Genomic DNA, 19679 nt, shown 5'->3' with positions numbered 1-19679 from the left:
TTGTCGGATCAGTGAGCTGCGACCTTGGAACGGTCGAGACCCAGCGCGTCGGTCATCGTGAAGAACAGATCGGTCTGGTCAGTGAGGCCACTGACATTGGCGGCGTGCGGGCCGAAAGCTGCTACACGCAACTGAGTTCCGGTGTGTCCTTCGGACTCGACAGCCGGATCCTCGGACGTTCCGTAGCTGATCGTCATCTCCGAGCCGTCCTTGGTGGTCAGCTTGCGGGTCAGTCCGGGGTAGACGATTTCCTGGGCGCGCTCGACCGGAATGTTCTGGTCCTTGGCGATGGTGGCGATGTCGTCCGCGCTGACGTTGGTGACGATCTGGCTGGTGTGAGCGTGGTCGGCGGTAACGATGACCAGGGTTTCTCCGTCGGTCTTCGCGAATTCGAGTGCCTTCTGCACAGCTTCGTCGAGGTCGACGGTTTCACCGATCTGACCGCACGCGTTGGCTGCATGATCCTGCTTGTCGATCGAGGCACCTTCGACCTGGAGGAAGAATCCGTTGTCGTTGACCTTCAGTAGGTCGATCGCCTTCTGCGTCATGTCCGCGAGCTTGGGTACGTCGGAGGTTCGCTTGGGGTTGTCGACGCAGGTTTCGGCGGGTTGCAGGTAACCGTCACGGGTGGCGACAGAGCCTTCCCAGCGGACGGGCATGTTGCCGTCGGCGAACAAGCCGAGCACGGGTGCATCCTGATCTGCCTTGCCGACCTCGTTCATCTCGGCGGCATTCTTCACCAGCTGGTAGCCACGAGCGGCAGCTTGCTCGTTGAGTGTCTTGCCCTGCCAGTCACCGGCTTTCGCGGTCTCAGCGAAGGACTTGGCGCCGCCGGCAAAGGTGACGTCGGCTCGGGTGTCGAGGAGCTGTTCGCTGATCGACCCCTTGCCGCCGTTCTCGATGGCGTTCTCCGGGCAGGACTTGGACGTTGCCTCCGGCCCGTAGCACTTGCGGCCACTGACGTGTGCGACCTGCACTGCGGGGGTGGCGTCCTGCACCTCGGCAGTGGAGACGTTGCCGGTGGCCTTGCCGTTCGCCTTGGCGATCTCGAGGACGGTCGACTGGGCCTGACCCTTGATGTCGACGGAAATCGCGCCGTTGTAGGTCTTGGTGCCGGTGGACCATGCCGATCCACTGGCAGCGGAGTCGGTGACGTAGTCGGGCTTGCCGTCCTTGGTCAACGCGTAGTGCGTGTACTGGCCGGTGATCGGCAGGGCGTCGAGGCCGGGGAAGCTGCCCGCAGCGCCTTCGGCGTAGTTGCGTGCGGCTGTGATCTCCGAGTCGCCCATGCCGTCCCCGATCAGGAGGATGACGTTCTTCGCGCCGGAGGCATTGACGGCGTCGCGCACTGCGGCCGACTGATCACCGTCGATGCGACGAGCGCCACCGTTCGAGGACAATTCGCCGGTCGCGGCGCGATCGACGGTCGCGCCGTTCGAGCCTGTGGCCTCGTCGGCGCTGCTGCTGCAGCCGGCAGCGGCCAGAACGGCGACGGCGCCGGCGACGGCCGTCAACCTACGTGTGTTGCGCGAGAACGACATACGAGTAGTACTCCTGGAAACAGTATGGATGGAGATTATGAACGCCGCTAATGATCTGGGGCCAAAGTGAACGGAGTGCAGACATGCGTACATCTGAATGTGACGAGACGGTGAGGGTTGAGATTCGCTCTGTTGACTGTGGGTGAGTGACCTGGCAGACTGAATCCGAATCGAACATAAGTTCGATGCATGTGGTGCGTCTTCCCTTTCGGCATCCTCGAGCAGTCGGTCGTCCCTGACGGCCGACTCGATCAGGTGCGAGGTCAGTGTGGGTTGGGGAAATGGGCCGCCGACGTGGTCCGAGATGGAACGGGTGCTTTCCGGACGACCCGGCCGTGTGGAACATGAGGATTTGTTTCCGGGCGATGGAAGTGACAGCCCCGCCTGGTCAAGAAAGCGCGGCGAGTACCACGCGGGCGAGCTCACCCGTGGTGCCGGTGTAGTTCCTTACGCAGAACTGCACGCTCACTCGGCCTTCAGTTTCCTCGACGGCGCATCGCCGCCGGAAGAGCTGGTCGAGGAAGCAGTGCGTCTCGGGCTCGAAGCTATCGCCGTCACCGATCACGACGGCTTCTACGGCGTGGTGAGGTTTGCGGAAGCCGCACGTGAATGGGGAATGCGCACAGTCTTCGGAGCTGAGCTTTCTCTGGACTCGGTACCCAGAACCGGCACGGCAGATCCCGGTGGAACACACCTCCTGGTGCTTGCCCGTGGGCAGGAAGGGTATCGCCGGCTTTCGCGGGAGATCGCTGCCGCGCATCTGGCGGGCGGCGAGAAGGGCAAACTGCAGTACGACTACGACGTGCTGACCGAAGCGGCCGGTGGCCACTGGCAGATCCTGACCGGGTGCCGGAAAGGTCATGTGCGGCAAGCCTTGACGTCGGGTGGTCGCGAAGCAGCGGCGGATGCCTTGCTGGATCTGGTCGAGCGATTCGGGGCGGAGCGAGTGTCGGTGGAACTCACCCATCATGGGTTGGCGGAGGACGACGAGCGCAATGCCGTTCTGGCCGAATTGGCGAGAGAGCATGGACTACGTACGGTGGCGACCACCGCCGCGCACTTCGCCGCTCCTCCGCGTCGACGCCTCGCCATGGCAATGGCGGCTGTGCGGTCGCGTCAAAGCTTGGACGAGGCAGCAGGATGGTTGGCCCCTACCGGCGGAGCGCACCTGCGGTCCGGCGCGGAGATGGCGACACTGTTCTCGCTCTATCCCGAGGCTGTCAGTGGTGCCGCCGATCTTGGTCGTGAGTGCGCTTTCGATCTCAAGCTCATCGCGCCCAAATTGCCACCGTTCGACGTGCCCGCCGGGCATACCGAGGCGTCGTGGTTGCGTGAGCTCACCATGGTGGGGGCGCTGGAACGCTACGGACCGCCGGAAGGTGCACCGAAGGCATACAAACAGCTCGAACATGAACTTGCCATCATCGAGGGATTGAACTTTCCCGGATACTTCCTGGTGGTGCATGACATCGTGTCGTTCTGCAAGAACAACGACATCCTCTGTCAGGGAAGAGGTTCCGCTGCGAACTCGGCGGTGTGTTACGCGATCGGCATCACCAATGTCGATCCGGTTCGCAACAAATTGTTGTTCGAGAGGTTTCTTGCGCCCGAACGTGACGGCCCGCCCGACATCGACGTGGACATCGAGTCCGACCGTAGGGAAGAGGCGATCCAGCACGTGTACGCGAAGTACGGGCGTACGTATGCCGCGCAGGTCGCCAATGTCATCACTTATCGAGGAAAGTCGTCGGTGCGGGACATGGCTCGGGCACTGGGCTTTTCGCAGGGCCAGCAAGATGCGTGGAGTAAGCAGGTCGGCCGGTGGGGTGGTATCGACAAGAATGCGGATACAGATATTCCGCGTCCGGTACTCGAACTGGCGGCGCAGATCGAAGGCTATCCGCGGCACCTCGGTATCCACTCGGGCGGCATGGTCATCTGCGATCGTCCTATCGCCGACGTCTGTCCGGTGGAGTGGGCGCGAATGGCCAATCGTAGTGTCCTGCAGTGGGACAAGGACGACTGTGCTGCCGCTGGGCTGGTCAAGTTCGACCTGCTCGGCCTCGGCATGCTCTCTGCATTGCATTACATGATGGATCTGGTGGCCGAACACAAAGGCATCACAGTCGATCTGGCGCAACTCGATCTGTCGGAAACGGCGGTGTACGAGATGCTGCAGCGGGCAGATTCGGTGGGGGTGTTCCAAGTGGAATCACGTGCGCAGATGGCGACACTGCCGCGTCTGAAGCCTCGAAACTTCTACGACCTGGTGGTCGAGGTCGCGCTCATCCGTCCGGGGCCGATTCAAGGCGGATCAGTGCATCCGTACATTCGTCGGCGCAACAAACTCGAACCTGTGTCCTACGACCATCCGTCGCTCGAGAAGGCACTCGAACGCACGTTGGGGGTTCCGCTGTTCCAGGAACAGTTGATGCAGATGGCCGTCGACGTTGCGGGCTTCACGCCGTCCGAGGCCGATCAATTGCGTCGGGCAATGGGATCGAAACGCTCCACCGAGAAGATGGAACAACTGCGCGCGAGGTTCTATCAGGGCATGCGAGACCTACACGGCATCGGCGACGAGGTTGCCGACCGGATCTACGAAAAGCTTTATGCGTTTGCCAATTTCGGTTTCCCGGAAAGCCATTCACAGAGTTTTGCCGCGCTGGTCTTCTACTCCTCGTGGTTCAAACTCCATCATCCCGCTGCGTTCTGCGCCGGACTTCTGCGCGCGCAGCCCATGGGTTTCTACTCGCCGCAGTCGTTGGTTGCCGACGCGCGCCGGCACGGAGTGCAGGTACACGGTGCAGACATCAATGTCAGCCTTGCGCACGCCACCGTCGAGGCAGGTGGATTCGAGGTTCGGCTGGGATTGGGGGAGGTGCGCAACATCGGCGATGCACTGGCCGAGAAGATCGTCGAACAGCGCGACCTCGGTGGACCGTTCACGTCGTTTCTCGATCTGACCGGCCGGGTGGAACTGACTACCGCACAGGCTGAATCGTTGGCGACCGCCGGTGCGCTCGCCAGCTTCGGCATCTCGCGTAGAGAAGCGCTGTGGGCAGCGGGCGCTGCGGCAGGGGAGCGCCCCGACCGCTTGCCGGGTATCGGTGCATCGGTCACAGCTCCCACCCTGCCCGGAATGAGCGACGTCGAATTGGCGGCAGCGGATGTCTGGGCGACCGGAGTATCTCCCGACACCTACCCGACACAGTTTCTCCGCCCACAGCTCGACGCGCTTGGCGTGGTGCCGGCGTCGAGACTTCTCGACATCCCGGACGGTGACCGTGTGCTGGTGGGGGGAGCAGTCACACACCGGCAGCGTCCGGCAACAGCTGCGGGCGTCACGTTCATCAACCTCGAAGACGAAACCGGCATGGTCAACGTCGTGTGTTCGGTGGGGTTGTGGGCAAAGTACCGAAAACTGGCAAATACGGCGCCGGCGTTGCTTATCCGAGGGAAAGTGCAAAATGCAGAAGGCGCTGTCACCGTCGTGGCAGACCGGATGCAGCTGATGGATCTGCGAGTCACAGCCAAGTCGCGAGACTTTCGCTGATGTCCGATTCTGCCCCACCGTTTTGTGTCGAGGGCACAGTTTTGTGCCGAGAGGACAAAGGCGGAGCTCAACTCTGACCTCCGAGCATATGGCGCGGGTCACAATCGCTCCCTAGGGTTGTCGCTTGAGCGGCGATCGAATCACCTGGCACGGCTACGGCCTGTGGCCTCGCTGGTGAATATCGTCGCCTTCCAAACATGCTGAATCCAAAGCACTTCGAGTCGAAGAGGAACTTCATGAGCACAGCGATTCTCGTCGCACACGTACACCCCGCGGATCCGTCTTCGGAGGAAGCATTCAACCGCTGGTACGACGACGTACATATTCCGCAGGTCGTCGAGCGAGTGGCCGGGGTTGTCTCCGCCTCTCGATTCTCTCTCGCGGATGTGCAGTTGCTGCCCGAGGCGGCATTGCCCGCGCGTCGCTACCTGAGCATCTATCAACTCGACACGGAAGATCTCGCAGGCACCGCCCAGGCATTGGGAAGTGCTTTGGGCGACGGAACTCTCGACATGTCCGAGGCCATCGCGACCACCGGTGAGACCGGTCCCGAATTGCTCTTCTACGTCCCGGCCGAGAGCTGAAGGGGAACGCTGACATGTCCGATCTTCTCGCGAACAAAGTTGCGATAGTCACCGGCGCAGGCGCAGGCATCGGTGCGGCAATCGCCCGGGCATTCGGGGCGGAAGGTGCCCGCGTCGTAGTCTCCGACATCAACGGTGACGCAGCACAGGAAGTGGCGGACTCGATCGACGGGGCGATCGCTGTCACCTCCGACGTTACCGACGAACAGCAGGTCAAGGATCTCGTCGCCAGAGCGGTCGACGAGTTCGGCGGACTGAACGTCGTAGTACCCAACGCCGGCATCGCCACCACAACTCCACTGATCGAGACCTCGTTCGAGGACTGGCGAAAAGTCATGTCCGTCAATCTCGACGGAGTGTTCTTGACCGTCCGTCATTCGTTACCCGCGCTCGTCGCATCCGGTGGCGGTTCGATCGTGAACATCTCGTCGATCTCGTCGACAACAGGGTCGCCGTTGATCGGCAGCTACGCCGCCGCCAAGGCTGCGGTTCGCAATCTCACCGAAACTCTCTCGGCCGAACTTCGCTTTCACGGAATCCGCGCGAACGCTTTGCTGCCCGGATTCATCGATACCGACCTGGTCAAGAGTCACCAGCAGGATTTCGAGAACGCCCTCGGCCTCGAGTCCGGCGGCTTCGACGATTTGATGGTCACGAAGCAGACGCGCTACGGCCGGACCGAGGAAGTTGCCGCCGCGGCCGTGTTCTTTGCCAGTGACCAGTCGTCGTGGTGCAACGGCAGCAGTCTGGTTCTCGACGGAGGGTTCACCGCTTCTCTTCTCTGAGCCGCAGCACCTTTCCGAACATCACCCGAAATCATCATTCGTGCGAGGATCCACACCATGACCAACCGCGCCGTGTACGTACTTCCGCCCGGAGGATTGAACAACCTCGAATCGAGGACCATCGAGACGCCAGAGCCGGACGCGGGCGAAGTGACGATCGCGATCCACGCGAATTCGCTCAACCACCACGACTACCTCGTGGCGACCGGCGAGATAGCCACCGACGGTCCGCGGATCCTGTTGTCCGATGCTGCCGGGGAGGTCGTTGCGGTCGGAGACGGCGTAACGCAATTCAGCGTCGGAGATCGCGTGATGAGCACCTATCTGCCGCATTGGCGGAGCGGCGCACCGGATTTCGACGGATTCGGAAATTCACCGGGTGACGGTGCCGACGGGTTCGCCCGCGACACCGTCACCGTGCCGGTATCTGCTGTGACAGTGATGCCGCGAAACTACACCTACGAGGAAGCCGCTACCTTGCCCACCGCGGGATTGTCAGCGTGGCGCGCACTGTTTGCCGGCGTTCCGATCATCCCAGGTTCGACGGTGTTGATCCCCGGGACCAGCACGGTAGCGCTGTTTGCCGTGCAGCTGGCCAAAGCTGTTGGCGCTGAGGTGATCGCAACCTCGTCGGCCGCCGACAAGATGGCTCGACTGACCGAGCTCGGTGCCGATCACGTGGTCAACTACCGCGAGCGCCCGGACTGGGGAGCGGAGGCGATGCGGCTCAGCGGCGGAATCGATCTTGTCCTCGACGTCGGCGGGCCGTCCACCCTCGGTCAATCTCTCGTGGCAGTGCGACCCGGCGGGCGGATCTGCGCGCTGGGCATCATGAACGGCCCCTCGTCGTCGATCGACCTGACTTCGCTCCTGACCAAACAGGTCACCATCGAAGGTGTTCTGGTGGGCAGTCGTACACATCAGGAGCAGATGGTTGCAGGTCTGGAAAGCCTCGCGCTTCGTCCCGTCATAGATTCCTCCTACAGCCTCGACCGCCTCGCTGACGCTTTCGAGCAGCAGAAGTCCGGGCGGGCCTACGGCAAGATCGTCATCACAAACCCTTGACTGCTTGCCGGTCCCAATGGGGATCGTTGAGGATTTCCGCCGAGTCGCCGACAAACGCACGTGCGGCAGTCTGGTCGCCGCTGAGGGTGAACCTCAGCCACGCTGTCAGGTAACCCCGGAATCCTTCGCCGTCGACGGCCCAATTGTGGCCGACGCCAAGCAGTCTGCCGCGGACGGCCGGCCCCGCGGTTTCGTCGAAATACTCCGCTTGCGGATCGGCGGTGGAGACAGGGTCGTCGGCGCCGGTCATGAAGAACGTCGGCCCGGTCAACTTCGCCACGTCGATCACGTCGACGGGTCGCGAGGCCCACCACGGGTCCGGCAAATCGAGCACCGCCGTGGCGGTGATCAGATTCGCCGACCGAGTTGCCGCGTTGATCGCGCCGCCTGCACCCTGCGAGTGCCCCACCGAGGCTATGTTGTCGGTGTCGATCCGCTGGTGAAAGATGCTTTCCGCGTTGGTGTCCTGATCCACGATGTACTGGGCGGCAGCCAAGATCTCGGTACCGTCTCCGGTGACGCTGCTGTCGGCTACCACGACGACGAAACCCCACGACGCGAGGTGACGTAGGAGGGCTTCGTACTCCTCGTAAGTCGCGTAACTGCCGTTGCCGAAGGTGACGACGGGAAGCCGATTGCCGTCAGCGGACAAGTCGGCTGGGTAAAACAGTTGGTACCCGGGAACGGAATCGGCAACCACCTCGTGCGCACCCTGGGCTGCGTACAGATCGCTGATCGACTCCGATGCGATGGATTCGGTAGTCGCGGCTTCGGGAGCGGCCGGAACCCCCGCACTGGCGTGTGTGACGGCACCCGATAGTGCCAGAACAAAAGATGCGGTCACGACGGCGATCGAATGTGTGGTCCGAGAAGGCATGGGTACAAGTATGTCCGAACGTCTCGAGCCGTCAGGCCGTGACGTGTGTGGGCTGGTCTTCGCCGACTCGGCCTCGAATGAGGAATATGGCGACTACACCGAAAGCGATCAACAGGACCGTCAGGAGGGACGCGATCGCGGCGGCGCCACTCACCTCTGTAGTCACGGACGTGTCCAACCCGCCGCTCGAGAGGATCGTCGTCGGATCGGTGAGGCCGTGCAACACGATTGCGGCCCAGATAGTCCCCGTCACTCGCATGGTCAGGTACATGCACATGCCGAATCCGAACGTATAGACGACTGTGCCGAGAACGGTTGCCAGTTCCATCCCCGCAATGAAGTTCACGGTGTGCATGAGCGCGAACAACAAGGACGATACGACCGCGACGAACCGTTCGCGGTGGCCGGCGTCGCGGAGCATCTTCACGGCGATACCTCGGGTGAGCAGTTCTTCCGCGAGCCCTACGCACACACCGAGAGCGATCAGGGAAACGATCTCCCCGGTCGACCACTCGCTCCAATCCGTTCCGACCAGGTGTGCAGCGATGGCGGCGACCACGATAATCGGGCCGATCCACATCCACCCGCGTCCGCGTATGGGTTGTGGGCCGAAGATGTCGCGCAGCCAGCCCAGCTTGGTCGCGAAGATCAGCAGTGCGATTGCGCCGATCGCGATAGGCAATGCGACGCCGAAGATGATGCTGGAGGCGCTTGCGACAACGTTGTCCGTGTCGATCTGGTCGGCAAAAACCCGCGAGGTAACCTGCCCGACGGCGAGGTAGAAGGCTAAATAGGCGACGATCACCGAGAGCAACTTCCACAAGGACGGGCGACTCCAAAAACCCGACTTTTCGGGAACGGTATTGGTCATTGTCAGATCGTAAAGGGAGCCGCAGGAAAACACGCGGTACCGTCTATTCGGACAGCAGCGAACACGAAGGCAGGACGCAGAAAAATGTTGGAAGTCGACTTGAATGCACTGGACGCGGCGCTGGCGGCGGGTGAGCCGTTGATCGACGTCCGTGAGGCCGACGAGTTCGCTCAGGTGCGCGTTCCGGGTGCGTCGCTCATTCCGCTCAGCGAGTTCGTCGCTCGCGTCGGCGAGATCCCGGACGCAGAAACGGTGTACATCATCTGCGCCGTCGGGGGACGGAGCTTGCAAGCCGCTGAATATCTCCAGGCCCGCGGCATCAATGCCGTTTCGGTGGCCGGTGGAACGATGGCGTGGTACCAGTCGGGTCGTCAGGTCGAGACCGGGGAATAGGGCGTAGCTGTTGGGGCAGCCCCGCATTCGGCGCTGCCCCAACAGGTCACTTTCGCCAGAACAGGTGATGCGTCACGCCGCTCGGGCTCGGCACGATTTCGAGGTTGAAGCGATCACGTAATTCGTCGGGTGTCTCCCACAGGCGTAGACCGGATCCGAATTCGATCGGGGAGACAGCGACGTGCATCGTGTCGACCAGATCGGCGTCGAGGAATTCACGGATAGTGCTGACTCCGCCGCCAAGTCGAACGTCCTTGCCCTGCGCCGCCTCACGTGCCTGCTCGAGGGCCGTCGCCGGGTCGGCGTCGACGAAGTGGAATGTCGTGTCCGAGAGTGTGAACGACGGCCGCACGTGGTGGGTCAAGACGAATACCGGGGTGTGGAACGGTGGCTCGTCGCCCCACCAGCCCTGCCACTCGAGATTCTCCCAAGGGCCGCGGTAGGGTGCGAATTTGTTGCGGCCCATGATTTCGGCACCGATGTTGTTGGAGAAGTCTCGGGTGAAATAGTCGTCGAGGCCGCGGCCGCCGCCGGGATCGGTGCGGTTGGGCCAGCTGGCCGTAGCTCCCGCCCACGCAAACATTTCACCGTGGTCGAGGCCGAACGGGCTCTCGAAACTCTGGTCCGGACCGCATGCTATTCCGTCGCTGGAAACGTTGAAATTCTGCACTCGTAACAACTGACTCACCGTGTACTCCCGCTCTCGACAATGGTCTACGTGAGTACAGACCGTACGGCGAGCCGAAACTCATCGGTGCGATTTCAGGCGGCTGCGGGAAGTGCGCCACTGCGGATCGAGCGGACGGTCCGTACCGCGACGGTTGCCCAGATGGGGATCAGCACGGTCAGCAGGGCAAGTGCGATTCCCAGAATCAGCGTCGAACCGGTGGCGACTCCGAATGCATTCGCGCCGACGGCACATGCTCCGATGGGAAAAGTGAAGCTCCACCAGCCGAGTGAGAAGTCCAAGCCGCGGCGCAGTGCGTGGATGGTGACGACGGTGACGGTGACAAACGCGATCACGCCGATGATTCCGACGACGGTTCCGTATGCGATTCCGAATTCGTGCAGGGTGTCGGCGTGCTCGGTACCGAGTGCATGCCGTGAGGCGGCGGCCAACAGGTTGGATGCTGCGATCGACTGTCCGATCACGCCCAACGGAATCCACAGTGAGGGAATGGCATTGAACGGGATCACGTCGACGCCCGCCGAGTGGTTGCGTGCGAACTGCCTGGCGACGGCTACCAGAATGCCGATGGCGGCGGTCAGCGCCAGAGCGAACAGGATGTAGCAGAAGACCAGTACCGCGACGCGCGGAGCGCCTTCGGGCATGTGGGTGCTGACGGCTGCGCCGGTGGTGGCCGAGACCATCGGGGGTACGACGGGCATGAGCCAGAACGGCATTGCCGTCGCCATCCCGGCATCTCGAACGAGTCGAATCATCATCACGACGTAGGTGACCAGGCCGAGTGCCGTGCCGAGTGTCCACAGTGTCAGCGACACGGTGATCGCCACGTCGTGGCCGAGGAAGTCCGGGCCGGTGATGCCGGTTGCGGATCCCACGGTCAGAAGTGCCATTGCGACGGCGCCGTAGAAGGGGAACATCGCGGGGCTGTGCAGGTAGGCGAGGGCCTGACATCGATGTTGTGACCAATGGGTGGCAAATGCTCCGATCAAGGCGCACAGTACGAGAACCGCCAGAACCCAGAAGATCTCGGAGACCAGTTTCAAGCCCTCGATCTCCGGTTCGAGCGAAGCGGCGGCCACCGAGACGATTCCCGTTCCCATCGCTGCCGCGAACCAGTTCGGGGTGATGTGGGCGAAGGTGGGACTCGTGGTGGTGGTCATGTATTTCACTGTCGTCTCATCCGGTTCGTACCGGTAGACCGGTTGTCCTTGAATGCCCACAAACTCGCCTTGTGGGTCTAATCTTGGTCTATGTCGTTGTCCCCTCGGGTGCCGGAGCTCAGTGCCCTCGACGTCCTGCTTTCCGTAGGGCGTCTGGGCAGCATGGGTGCTGCCGGCCGGGAGCACGGACTCAGTCAGCAGGCAGTCAGCGCCCGTGTGCGTTCGGTCGAACGTCAGCTCGGCATCAAGGTTTTCGATCGAGCGGCGACCGGTGTTCGTCCCACTGCCGAGGGCGGTCTGATTCTCGAGTGGGCAAGTCACATCCTCGTCAGTGCCGAGGAAATGGCATCGGGAGTTGCGGCACTTCGCGGTGAACGCGACGCTGCCGTCACCGTCGCGGCCAGCATGACCATCGCCGAGTATCTGGTTCCCGGATGGACGGTCGCGATGCGGCACAAGTTCCCCAACGTCGTGGCGTCGGTGAGCTTGCACAATTCCTCGGACGTCTCTGCTCAAGTGCAGGCAGGCCAGGCCGACATCGGATTCGTCGAAGGGCCGGATGTGCCGTCGGCGCTCGCGTCGTGCGAGGTGGCACGTGATCACCTCGTCGTGGTTGTGCCGCCGGGACACGACTGGGCCAATGGTGTGCCTGTTCCGGTTGCAGACCTCGCACGCACGCCGCTGATTCAGCGCGAGTCAGGGTCAGGGACGCGTCTGACGCTCGAGAATGCTGTTCCCGATTGTGTGCCGCCTTTGCTCGAGCTCACCTCGTGCACCGCAGTCAAGGCTGCGGTGGTGGCAGGCAACGCGCCCGCCGTTCTGTCGTCGTTGGCCGTTGCTGCCGACCTGACGGACGGCCGACTGGTCGCGGTCAACGTCGACGGCTTGCGGATGCCGAGGCGACTCCAAGCCGTCTGGGATCCCGATCGCGGATTGCGCGGTGCGGCAAGAGATTTCCTCGACATAGCGCTCGGCTCCAACACCGCTGTTCACTCGCGTTGACGGCTGCGGCTGACGGGAACGGCTGCTATCGGACGGTGTCGATCCCCGCGAGGATGAGATCGATGCCTGCCAGAAACTGTTCTCGGTCGTCGTGGTCGCGCAATTGCGCCGTCACCTGATTGAGGAACGGGTACTTCGCGGAATCGAGTTCTTCCCACCGCTGCGCGACGGTGGCGAGGAAGGCGGACCGATCTGTCTCGCGGGGGAGGAGGCGGGCGCCCGCGGCATACTGTCCGGCGAGGCCGAGTACGTAATTCAGGAGTGCGGACGCGCAGTCGAACTGTGCCGATTCGGGCACGCCCAGGGTCTGGAGCTGTGTGCCGAGACTTTCGAAGATCTTCATCACTGCTGATTGCCACGGCTCGCGAGAGAGTTGGGTGCCGACCCACGGGTGCGCGTCGATCGCGTCGAACACACCGAGAGTGATGATCCGGATCGCCTCCCGTGGGGTTGCGCTTTCGGTTCCTTCGGTGGTCACGCGGGCGATGACGTCGTCGGTCGCCGCGGCGAGCAGTTCGCTCTTGTTGGCAACGTGCCAGTAAATCGCCCCGCTACCTGTTGCCAGGCGTGCGGAGAGTGCGCGAAATGTCAGCGCAGCTTCGCCCTCGTCGTCGAGGATCTCGATCGCAGCCTCGACGATTCGCTCCTTCGAGAGCGCGTCCGTACGTCGTTCGGTCCGCTGATTCCTGGTCGCCATGCGCACCATCTTGACATATCTGGAACGTCGTTCCAAGATGGTCACTGGAACGACGTTCCAATAGAAGGCTGAAAGGAAACAAACATGAGCAACTCGATAACGATCATCGGGGCGGGCCTCGGCGGTCTGACCCTCGCGCGCGTCCTCCACGTTCACGGAATTCCGTCGAAGATCTACGAGGCGGAACCGTCGGCAGAAGCTCGCACGCAGGGCGGCCAACTCGACATCCATGAACACAACGGTCAGGCGGCGCTCGATGCTGCCGGCCTCATCGACGAGTTCCGCGCGATCATCCACGAGGGCGGTGCCGCGTCGCGCGTACTCGATCAACACGCCGCTGTACTCCTCGACGAACCCGATGACGGCACGGGAGTCCGTCCTGAAGTGCTGCGCGGAGACCTCCGACGGATCCTGCTCGAATCCCTTCCGGACGGCATGATCGAATGGGGACGCAAGGTCGACAGTGTCCGCTCGCTCGGCTCACGGAACACCGCCGACGAGCGCGCTGACGGCCGACACGAACTGACCTTTGCCGACGGTTCGACGGTGACTACCGACCTCCTCGTCGGCGCCGACGGTGCCTGGTCGAAGATCCGCCCGTTGCTCTCCGATGCGAAGCCCGAATACGTCGGCACGACGTTCGTCGAGACGTATCTGTACGACGTCGACGAGAAGCATTCGGCTGCAGCCGAGGCAGTCGGTGACGGGGCGATGTACGCGCCCGCACCAGGAAAAGCGATCGCCGCGCATCGAGAGGCGGGAGATATCGTGCACACCTACGTCCAGTTGAACCGTACGGCGGAGTGGTTTGCCGGTATCGATTTCACCGACGCCGCTGCTGCGACAGCGCGGGTCGCGGCCGAGTTCGACGGTTGGGCAACGGAACTCACTGCGCTGATCACAGACGGCGAAACCGCTCCGATTCCGCGCGCGATCCATGCCCTTCCCGACGAGCACCGATGGGATCGCGTGCCTGGGGTCACGCTCCTCGGTGACGCGGCACATCTGATGGCTCCGTCCGGTGAGGGTGCGAACTTGGCCATGTTCGACGGCGCCGAACTGGGAAGGGCGATCGCCGCGCACCCGGACGACATCGAAGCGGCACTGAGCGGCTACGAGGAAGCGATGTTCGTGCGCAGTGCATCCGAGGCCGCTGACTCGCACGTGATCCTTGATCTCTGCCTCGGTGAAGGCGCACCGTATTCACTGGTCGACTTCTTCACCGGCGCTGCTTCCGTATCCGGATAATGGACGAATGCCTGTTGATTCCACTCCCTCGTCTGCCGCGATTGCGCACGTGCGCGGTCTCTCGAAGGGCGACCAGGTGGATCGAAATCACCGGGTGACGTTGCACTTTCATCCGGACCTCCCGTCTGAACGTGGTCTGACACTGGCCTCGATCGCACGTCGAGGCACCTACGTGACCCAGTTCGAGACTCGTACCAGCAACGGCGGACTGACGGCGCATCACGGCGGCGACCGTTGGCGTTGGGAGAGTCGGATATTCGGCGGGGCTTACGACGAGCGAGAGCCGTCGGAACGGCCGAAGTACGGATCGTTGAACTTTTCCGCCGATCCGTACGGGGCATCTCCTCGGTTCGGCTCGTCCTACTTCCGGCTTGCCGAGCACACACTCGACCGCACCACTTTCTGCTTTCCCGACAGTGTCTTCGAACCCGATCTCTTCGGAACGGCGGACGCGATGAGCCTGGTCGACGCCGCAAGAGCCGCCGAGTTCGACGATCCGCTCGACCACTACATCGAGGCGCACGTCCACGGCGCCGTCGACATCGGAACCGACGTCGAGGCACTCGTCCTGGACCCGAGCTACCGGAGCTCACGCATCGAAGAGATCGCCCACTCGCTCCCATGCCCGGTGCTGTGGCACGACGGTTACGCGGTCGACGTCGATGAGGTCGCCGAACATCCCGAATATCGGGGAGCGGCCGTCGTCGACCTCGCGCGAGAGATCGCAATCGACGGGCGACTGACGCCTGCCGTCCTGGGGTTCGCCCGGGGTGCGTCCTTCGATCCGGAGGGCGTCAAGAAGGTCTGGCACTACATCGCTCGATTCGGCGGCAGGGGCTAGAACTGGGCATTCGCGTGTCGCCACCCGTCGACGACCGCTGGTTCCGGGACCGCACATCGGTCAGAAGGGGACGGTGAGGAAAGAGTGATTGTTACGCAACATCGGGCATGAACTCCCGAAACAACTGCATCCGAAGATAGAAATCGACCTTGATCCTCGGTCGAAGGGATGCATGAATCGATGGGCGCTCAACTCACTACCACCAGTGTCGACACACTCTGCGCGTACTGCGGGGTCGGCTGTGGTCTCGTCCTCGACATCATCACCGATCCGGAGACGGGGCGTCGGAAGGCTGCGAAGTCTTCCGGTCTGAAGACACATCCCACCAACTTCGGGCGTCTGTGCACCAAAGGGACCACGACAGCAGACATGCTCGCAGGTCCGGGGCGTATGGAATCTGCATATCGCCGTCCACACCGAGGTGATGCGATCGAATCGGCCGACATCGGTGCCGTCATCACCGAAACCGCCCACCGCCTCCGTGGGATCATCGACGAGCACGGCCCCGACGCGTTTGCGTTGTACGTGTCCGGGCAGATGTCTCTCGAAGCCCAGTACTTGTCGAACAAACTGGCCAAGGGCTTTATCGGAACCAATCAGATCGAATCGAATTCCCGGTTGTGCATGGCGAGTGCAGGCACCGGCTACAAGCAGTCTCTCGGGGCCGACGGACCGCCCGGTTCCTATCAGGACTTCGAACACGCCGACGTGTTCTTCGTGACGGGCGCGAACATGGCGGACTGCCATCCGATCCTCTTTCTGCGGATGCAGGAGCGGATCAAGGCAGGCGCGAAGTTGATCGTCGTCGATCCTCGACGCAGCGCCACCGCGGACAAGGCGAACTTGTTCCTGCAGATCGCTCCCGGCACAGATCTTGCGCTACTCAACGGGCTCCTCCACCTGCTCGTCGTGAACGGCCACACCGATCCCGACTTCATCGCCGACTTCACCGAAGGCTGGGAGGTGATGCCCGGTTTCCTCGCGGAGTACACCCCGGAGAAGGTCAGTGAGATCACGGGTATCCCCGAAGCCGACATCCGCACTGCAGCGCAGTGGATCGGTGAGGCTGCCAACTGGATGAGCTGTTGGACCATGGGGTTGAACCAGAGCACCCACGGCACGTGGAACACCAATGCCATCTGCAACCTTCACCTTGCGACTGGAGCAATCTGCAAGCCCGGCAGCGGTCCGTTCTCGCTGACCGGGCAGCCGAACGCGATGGGCGGGCGTGAAATGGGCTACATGGGGCCAGGTTTGCCCGGCCAGCGTGCCGTGACGGTCGACGCCGATCGCGAATTCGTCGAGGAGCGTTGGGGGATCCCGGCGGGTTCTCTGCGCACCGACATCGGCGGCGGGACCATCGACCTGTTCTCCCGCATGGCGGCGGGGGAGATCAAGGCGTGCTGGATCATCTGCACCAATCCTGTTGCAACAGTAGCCAACCGCAAGACCGTCATCGACGGCTTGGAGAAGGCTGACCTCGTCATCACCCAGGATGCGTTCCTGGGTACCGAGACCAACGAATACGCCGATGTTCTGCTGCCCGCGTCACTGTGGACAGAGTCGGACGGAGTGATGATCAATTCCGAACGCAACCTGACGCTCTTTCAGCAGGCGCTGGATCCGGTCGGGCAGGCGCTGCCTGATTGGCAGATCATCGCCCGCATCGCCTGCGAGATGGGGTATGGCGAGGCGTTCACCTATACCTGCGCCGAAGAGGTGTTCGAGGAGATCAAGCAGTTCTGGAATCCGAAGACCGGCTACGACTTGCGCGGCGTCAGCTACGAGCGCCTCCGCAAGACGTCAATTCAGTGGCCATGCCCGCCCGACAGTGATCAGGACCGTCATCCCATCCGATACCTCAATGACGGTGTCAGTCAAAGGCTCCTGATCCGCGAGGACGGCAGCACTCCGCGGCTCGCATTCCCTACCTCCACTGGCCGGGCGATGTTCTTCGCAAGGCCGCACATGCTTCCCGCCGAAATGCCCGACGACGACTACCCGTTCCTGCTCAACACCGGTCGTCTCGCGCACCAGTGGCACACCATGACCAAGACCGGCAAGGTGGCCAAGCTGAACAAACTCAACCCGGGGCCCTTCGTCGAGATCCATCCCCACGATGCCGCCAGGCTCGGCGTCGTCGACAAGGATGCGATCGAGGTTGCCTCACGCCGCGGCCGCGCTGTGCTCCCGGCGATTGTCACCGACCGAGTGCGTCCGGGAAACTGCTTCGCACCGTTTCACTGGAACGACGCCTTCGGTGAGTACCTGTCCATCAACGCCGTCACCAACGACGCGATTGACCCTGCCTCGCAACAACCGGAGTTCAAAGCCTGTGCCGTCACGATGTCGAAGGTCGCCGTGAACACACCCGAGATAGTGCTCGCCGAGTCGCCGCGGGAGGCTCCTGCGCCGGATGATCAGGTTTTGTCGCGAACCGATGTCCTGGCCGGGGTCATCGGTCAAACAGGAACACCTGCAGTGGTATTCGATGCGCTGCAACAGAGCTACCTGGCCGGCCTTCTCGCGGCGTTGCGTGCGGACGGTGATCGTACGGCCGGTGTGCCGACCTTGCCGTCGACTGCGCCGTTCGAGACCGAAAAGAGGATGTGGGTCGACGGCGTATTGGCCGGCCTGTACTCGCGGACCGCACTCCCTGACACGGATGGGCCTGCGTTGCCATCGAGTGCGGGCATTGCGCCGGAACGCGCGCCGATCGCGGTGCTCTGGGCATCGCAGACCGGAAACGCGGAGGAGTTTGCCGCGGCCTGCGCTGCTCGTCTCGAGGGAGTCGGCTTGCCCGTGGTGATGCACGCGATGGACGAGTTCCCGGCCGCCGACCTGGCAGTTACCAGAGAGGTCCTGCTGATCACCAGTACCTCCGGTGACGGCGAATCCCCGGACAACGGCAGCGGTTTCTGGGATGCGTTGTCTGCTGACACGGTGCCCCGCATGGCCGAGACACGTTATGCAGTCATCGCTTTCGGTGACTCGAACTATGCCGACTTCTGTGGACACGGACGAAAGCTCGACGCCCGCCTTGCCGAACTGGGGGCCAGTCGTATCGTCGATCGCGCGGACTGTGAGCCCGATTTCGAGGACACCGCTGCTGGATGGCTGGACGCGGTCACGGCTGAACTTCAGCGCTCGGAGGCTGGCGCGACGACCGACGTCCTCGTTGCAAAGAACAATTCTGGGACAACCGTTGCGGCCGCGCCGATTTCACCGGCGATGTCGGCGCCGCTGCAATACAACAAGAAGGCGCCGTTGGCCACAGCCTTGACGCGCAATATCGTGCTCAACCGGCCAGGCTCTTCCAAAGACGTGCGGCAGTTGGGCTTTCACCTTCCGGACGACACTGTCAGTTACGAAGCCGGAGACGCTCTCGGAGTCTGGCCGCGGAACAGTTCCCCGTTTGTCGACGAGTGGCTCACCCTTACCGGCCTCGACGGTGAGGAGACCGTCGACTTGGGGCAGCACGGTTCCATGACTTTGCGTACCGCGCTCACCGAGCGCTTGGAGATCACTCGCATCTCGAGCGACATGATTCGGTTCGTGCATCAACGAACCCGCGATTCGGACCTGGCCGAGTTGTTGAAGCCGGAGAACGTCTCCACGCTCAAAGACTGGTCGTGGGGACGACAGTCCGTCGACATTCTCGCGCAGTCGCCCGTTCGTGCCTCGACGGACGAATGGCTCTCCCTCCTCAAACCGCTTCAGCCGCGGCTGTATTCGATATCTTCCAGTCCGAAGGAGAACCCACGCGAAGTGCAGTTGACGGTGTCCGCGGTGCGATACAACATTGCGGGTGTCCCACGGCGTGGGGTGTGCTCGACTTACCTCGCCGACCACGCCCACGATGACGACATCGGTATCTACGTGCAGAAGTCGACCCATTTCCGGCCACCTTCGGATCCCGAGACCCCGATGATCATGGTCGGACCGGGGACCGGCATCGCGCCGTTCCGTGCCTTCCTGCATGAGCGGCGGGCATTGGGGCACACGGGTCCGAACTGGCTGTTCTTCGGGGAACAGCACGCCGCTACCGACTTCTACTACCGCGAAGAAATCGAAGAATTGCGGAAAGACGGATTCCTCACCGAACTCGACCTCGCATTTTCCCGGGATCAAGCCGACAAGGTCTACGTCCAGGACCGGATGCGTGAGCGGGGTGCGCTGCTGTGGGAGTGGTTGCAGAAGGGAGCGCACTTCTACGTCTGCGGCGATGCCAACCGGATGGCCAAGGACGTCGACAGTGCCCTGAACGGGGTGGTTGCTCAACACGGAAAACTGGCACCTCGTAGTGCCGAGGCGTACGTGAAGGCGCTTTCGGCGGAGAAGCGCTACGTCCGGGACGTCTACTGACGTCGG

Annotated in this window: 15 protein-coding genes; 9 read left to right on the top strand and 6 right to left on the bottom strand. The window is 62.6% G+C overall.

What is annotated here, in order from left to right:
* Positions 1-8: 8 nt before the first annotated feature.
* The gene (phoA, locus tag DBV08_RS03325; protein ID WP_124566500.1) at positions 9-1541 is read right to left on the bottom strand and encodes an alkaline phosphatase; all 1533 of its coding nucleotides are present in this window, start codon (positions 1539-1541) and stop codon (positions 9-11) included.
* A gap of 268 nt (positions 1542-1809) precedes the next feature.
* On the opposite strand from phoA, the gene DBV08_RS03320 reads away from it, so the two are divergent.
* From DBV08_RS03320 to DBV08_RS03305, 4 genes are all read left to right on the top strand, one after another.
* Positions 1810-5097 carry an error-prone DNA polymerase gene (locus tag DBV08_RS03320; protein ID WP_124566499.1) on the top strand — a complete coding sequence of 1096 codons (3288 nt, stop codon included), beginning with the start codon at positions 1810-1812 and terminating at the stop codon, positions 5095-5097.
* 236 nt (positions 5098-5333) lie between these two features.
* Positions 5334-5681, top strand: a complete 348-nt coding sequence (locus DBV08_RS03315) for a hypothetical protein (RefSeq protein WP_124566498.1) — start codon at positions 5334-5336, stop codon at positions 5679-5681.
* Positions 5682-5695: 14 nt separating this feature from the next.
* A complete protein-coding gene (locus DBV08_RS03310; protein ID WP_124566497.1) occupies positions 5696-6466 on the top strand; it encodes a glucose 1-dehydrogenase in 771 nt (256 codons plus the stop codon).
* Between the two features lie 57 nt (positions 6467-6523).
* Positions 6524-7531 carry an NAD(P)-dependent alcohol dehydrogenase gene (locus tag DBV08_RS03305; RefSeq protein ID WP_124566496.1) on the top strand — a complete coding sequence of 336 codons (1008 nt, stop codon included), beginning with the start codon at positions 6524-6526 and terminating at the stop codon, positions 7529-7531.
* Here DBV08_RS03305 and DBV08_RS03300 read toward each other — a convergent pair.
* Both DBV08_RS03300 and DBV08_RS03295 read right to left on the bottom strand, forming a co-directional pair.
* A complete protein-coding gene (locus DBV08_RS03300) occupies positions 7518-8408 on the bottom strand; it encodes a dienelactone hydrolase family protein (RefSeq protein ID WP_124566495.1) in 891 nt (296 codons plus the stop codon). The genes DBV08_RS03305 and DBV08_RS03300 overlap by 14 nt on opposite strands.
* A 31-nt stretch (positions 8409-8439) precedes the next feature.
* On the bottom strand, positions 8440-9279 hold the full coding sequence (locus DBV08_RS03295) for a CPBP family intramembrane glutamic endopeptidase (protein ID WP_124566494.1): 840 nt from the start codon (positions 9277-9279) through the stop codon (positions 8440-8442).
* An 84-nt stretch (positions 9280-9363) separates the two neighbouring features.
* Here DBV08_RS03295 and DBV08_RS03290 point away from each other — a divergent pair, with 84 nt between their 5' ends.
* Entirely contained in the window at positions 9364-9672 is a 309-nt protein-coding gene (locus DBV08_RS03290; RefSeq protein WP_095968974.1) for a rhodanese-like domain-containing protein, read from the top strand.
* Between the two features lie 46 nt (positions 9673-9718).
* Here DBV08_RS03290 and DBV08_RS03285 read toward each other — a convergent pair whose 3' ends face one another.
* Both DBV08_RS03285 and DBV08_RS03280 read right to left on the bottom strand, forming a co-directional pair.
* A complete protein-coding gene (locus tag DBV08_RS03285; RefSeq protein ID WP_124566493.1) occupies positions 9719-10360 on the bottom strand; it encodes a dihydrofolate reductase family protein in 642 nt (213 codons plus the stop codon).
* Between the two features lie 74 nt (positions 10361-10434).
* A complete protein-coding gene (locus DBV08_RS03280) occupies positions 10435-11520 on the bottom strand; it encodes a TDT family transporter (RefSeq protein ID WP_206029478.1) in 1086 nt (361 codons plus the stop codon).
* A gap of 90 nt (positions 11521-11610) precedes the next feature.
* Here DBV08_RS03280 and DBV08_RS03275 point away from each other — a divergent pair, with 90 nt between their 5' ends.
* Positions 11611-12522 (top strand): LysR family transcriptional regulator, encoded by a 912-nt coding sequence (locus DBV08_RS03275; RefSeq protein ID WP_019747644.1) that lies wholly within the window; start codon positions 11611-11613, stop codon positions 12520-12522.
* 25 nt (positions 12523-12547) lie between these two features.
* Here the strand turns inward: DBV08_RS03275 and DBV08_RS03270 are convergent, their stop codons facing one another.
* Positions 12548-13228 carry a TetR/AcrR family transcriptional regulator gene (locus DBV08_RS03270; RefSeq protein ID WP_124566592.1) on the bottom strand — a complete coding sequence of 227 codons (681 nt, stop codon included), beginning with the start codon at positions 13226-13228 and terminating at the stop codon, positions 12548-12550.
* Between the two features lie 75 nt (positions 13229-13303).
* Here DBV08_RS03270 and DBV08_RS03265 point away from each other — a divergent pair, with 75 nt between their 5' ends.
* The 3 genes from DBV08_RS03265 to DBV08_RS03255 all read left to right on the top strand — a co-directional run bounded on the left by DBV08_RS03265 (position 13304) and on the right by DBV08_RS03255 (position 19673).
* Complete coding sequence (locus DBV08_RS03265) at positions 13304-14467, top strand: NAD(P)/FAD-dependent oxidoreductase (RefSeq protein WP_070796138.1); 1164 nt, start codon at positions 13304-13306, stop codon at positions 14465-14467.
* Positions 14468-14474: 7 nt separating this feature from the next.
* Entirely contained in the window at positions 14475-15308 is an 834-nt protein-coding gene (locus DBV08_RS03260) for a DUF3626 domain-containing protein (protein ID WP_124566492.1), read from the top strand.
* A 180-nt stretch (positions 15309-15488) separates the two neighbouring features.
* Positions 15489-19673: a bifunctional nitrate reductase/sulfite reductase flavoprotein subunit alpha gene (locus DBV08_RS03255; RefSeq protein ID WP_124566491.1), complete on the top strand. Its 4185-nt coding sequence runs from the start codon at positions 15489-15491 to the stop codon at positions 19671-19673.
* The last annotated feature ends 6 nt before the right edge of the window (positions 19674-19679 follow it).

Origin of the sequence: Rhodococcus sp. KBW08 (assembly GCF_003852455.1) — a bacterium.
In the GTDB taxonomy this organism is placed as follows: domain Bacteria; phylum Actinomycetota; class Actinomycetes; order Mycobacteriales; family Mycobacteriaceae; genus Rhodococcus_F; species Rhodococcus_F baikonurensis.
Note: the sequence above shows the minus strand (reverse complement) of the source record. Positions and strands in the feature narration are given on the sequence as shown.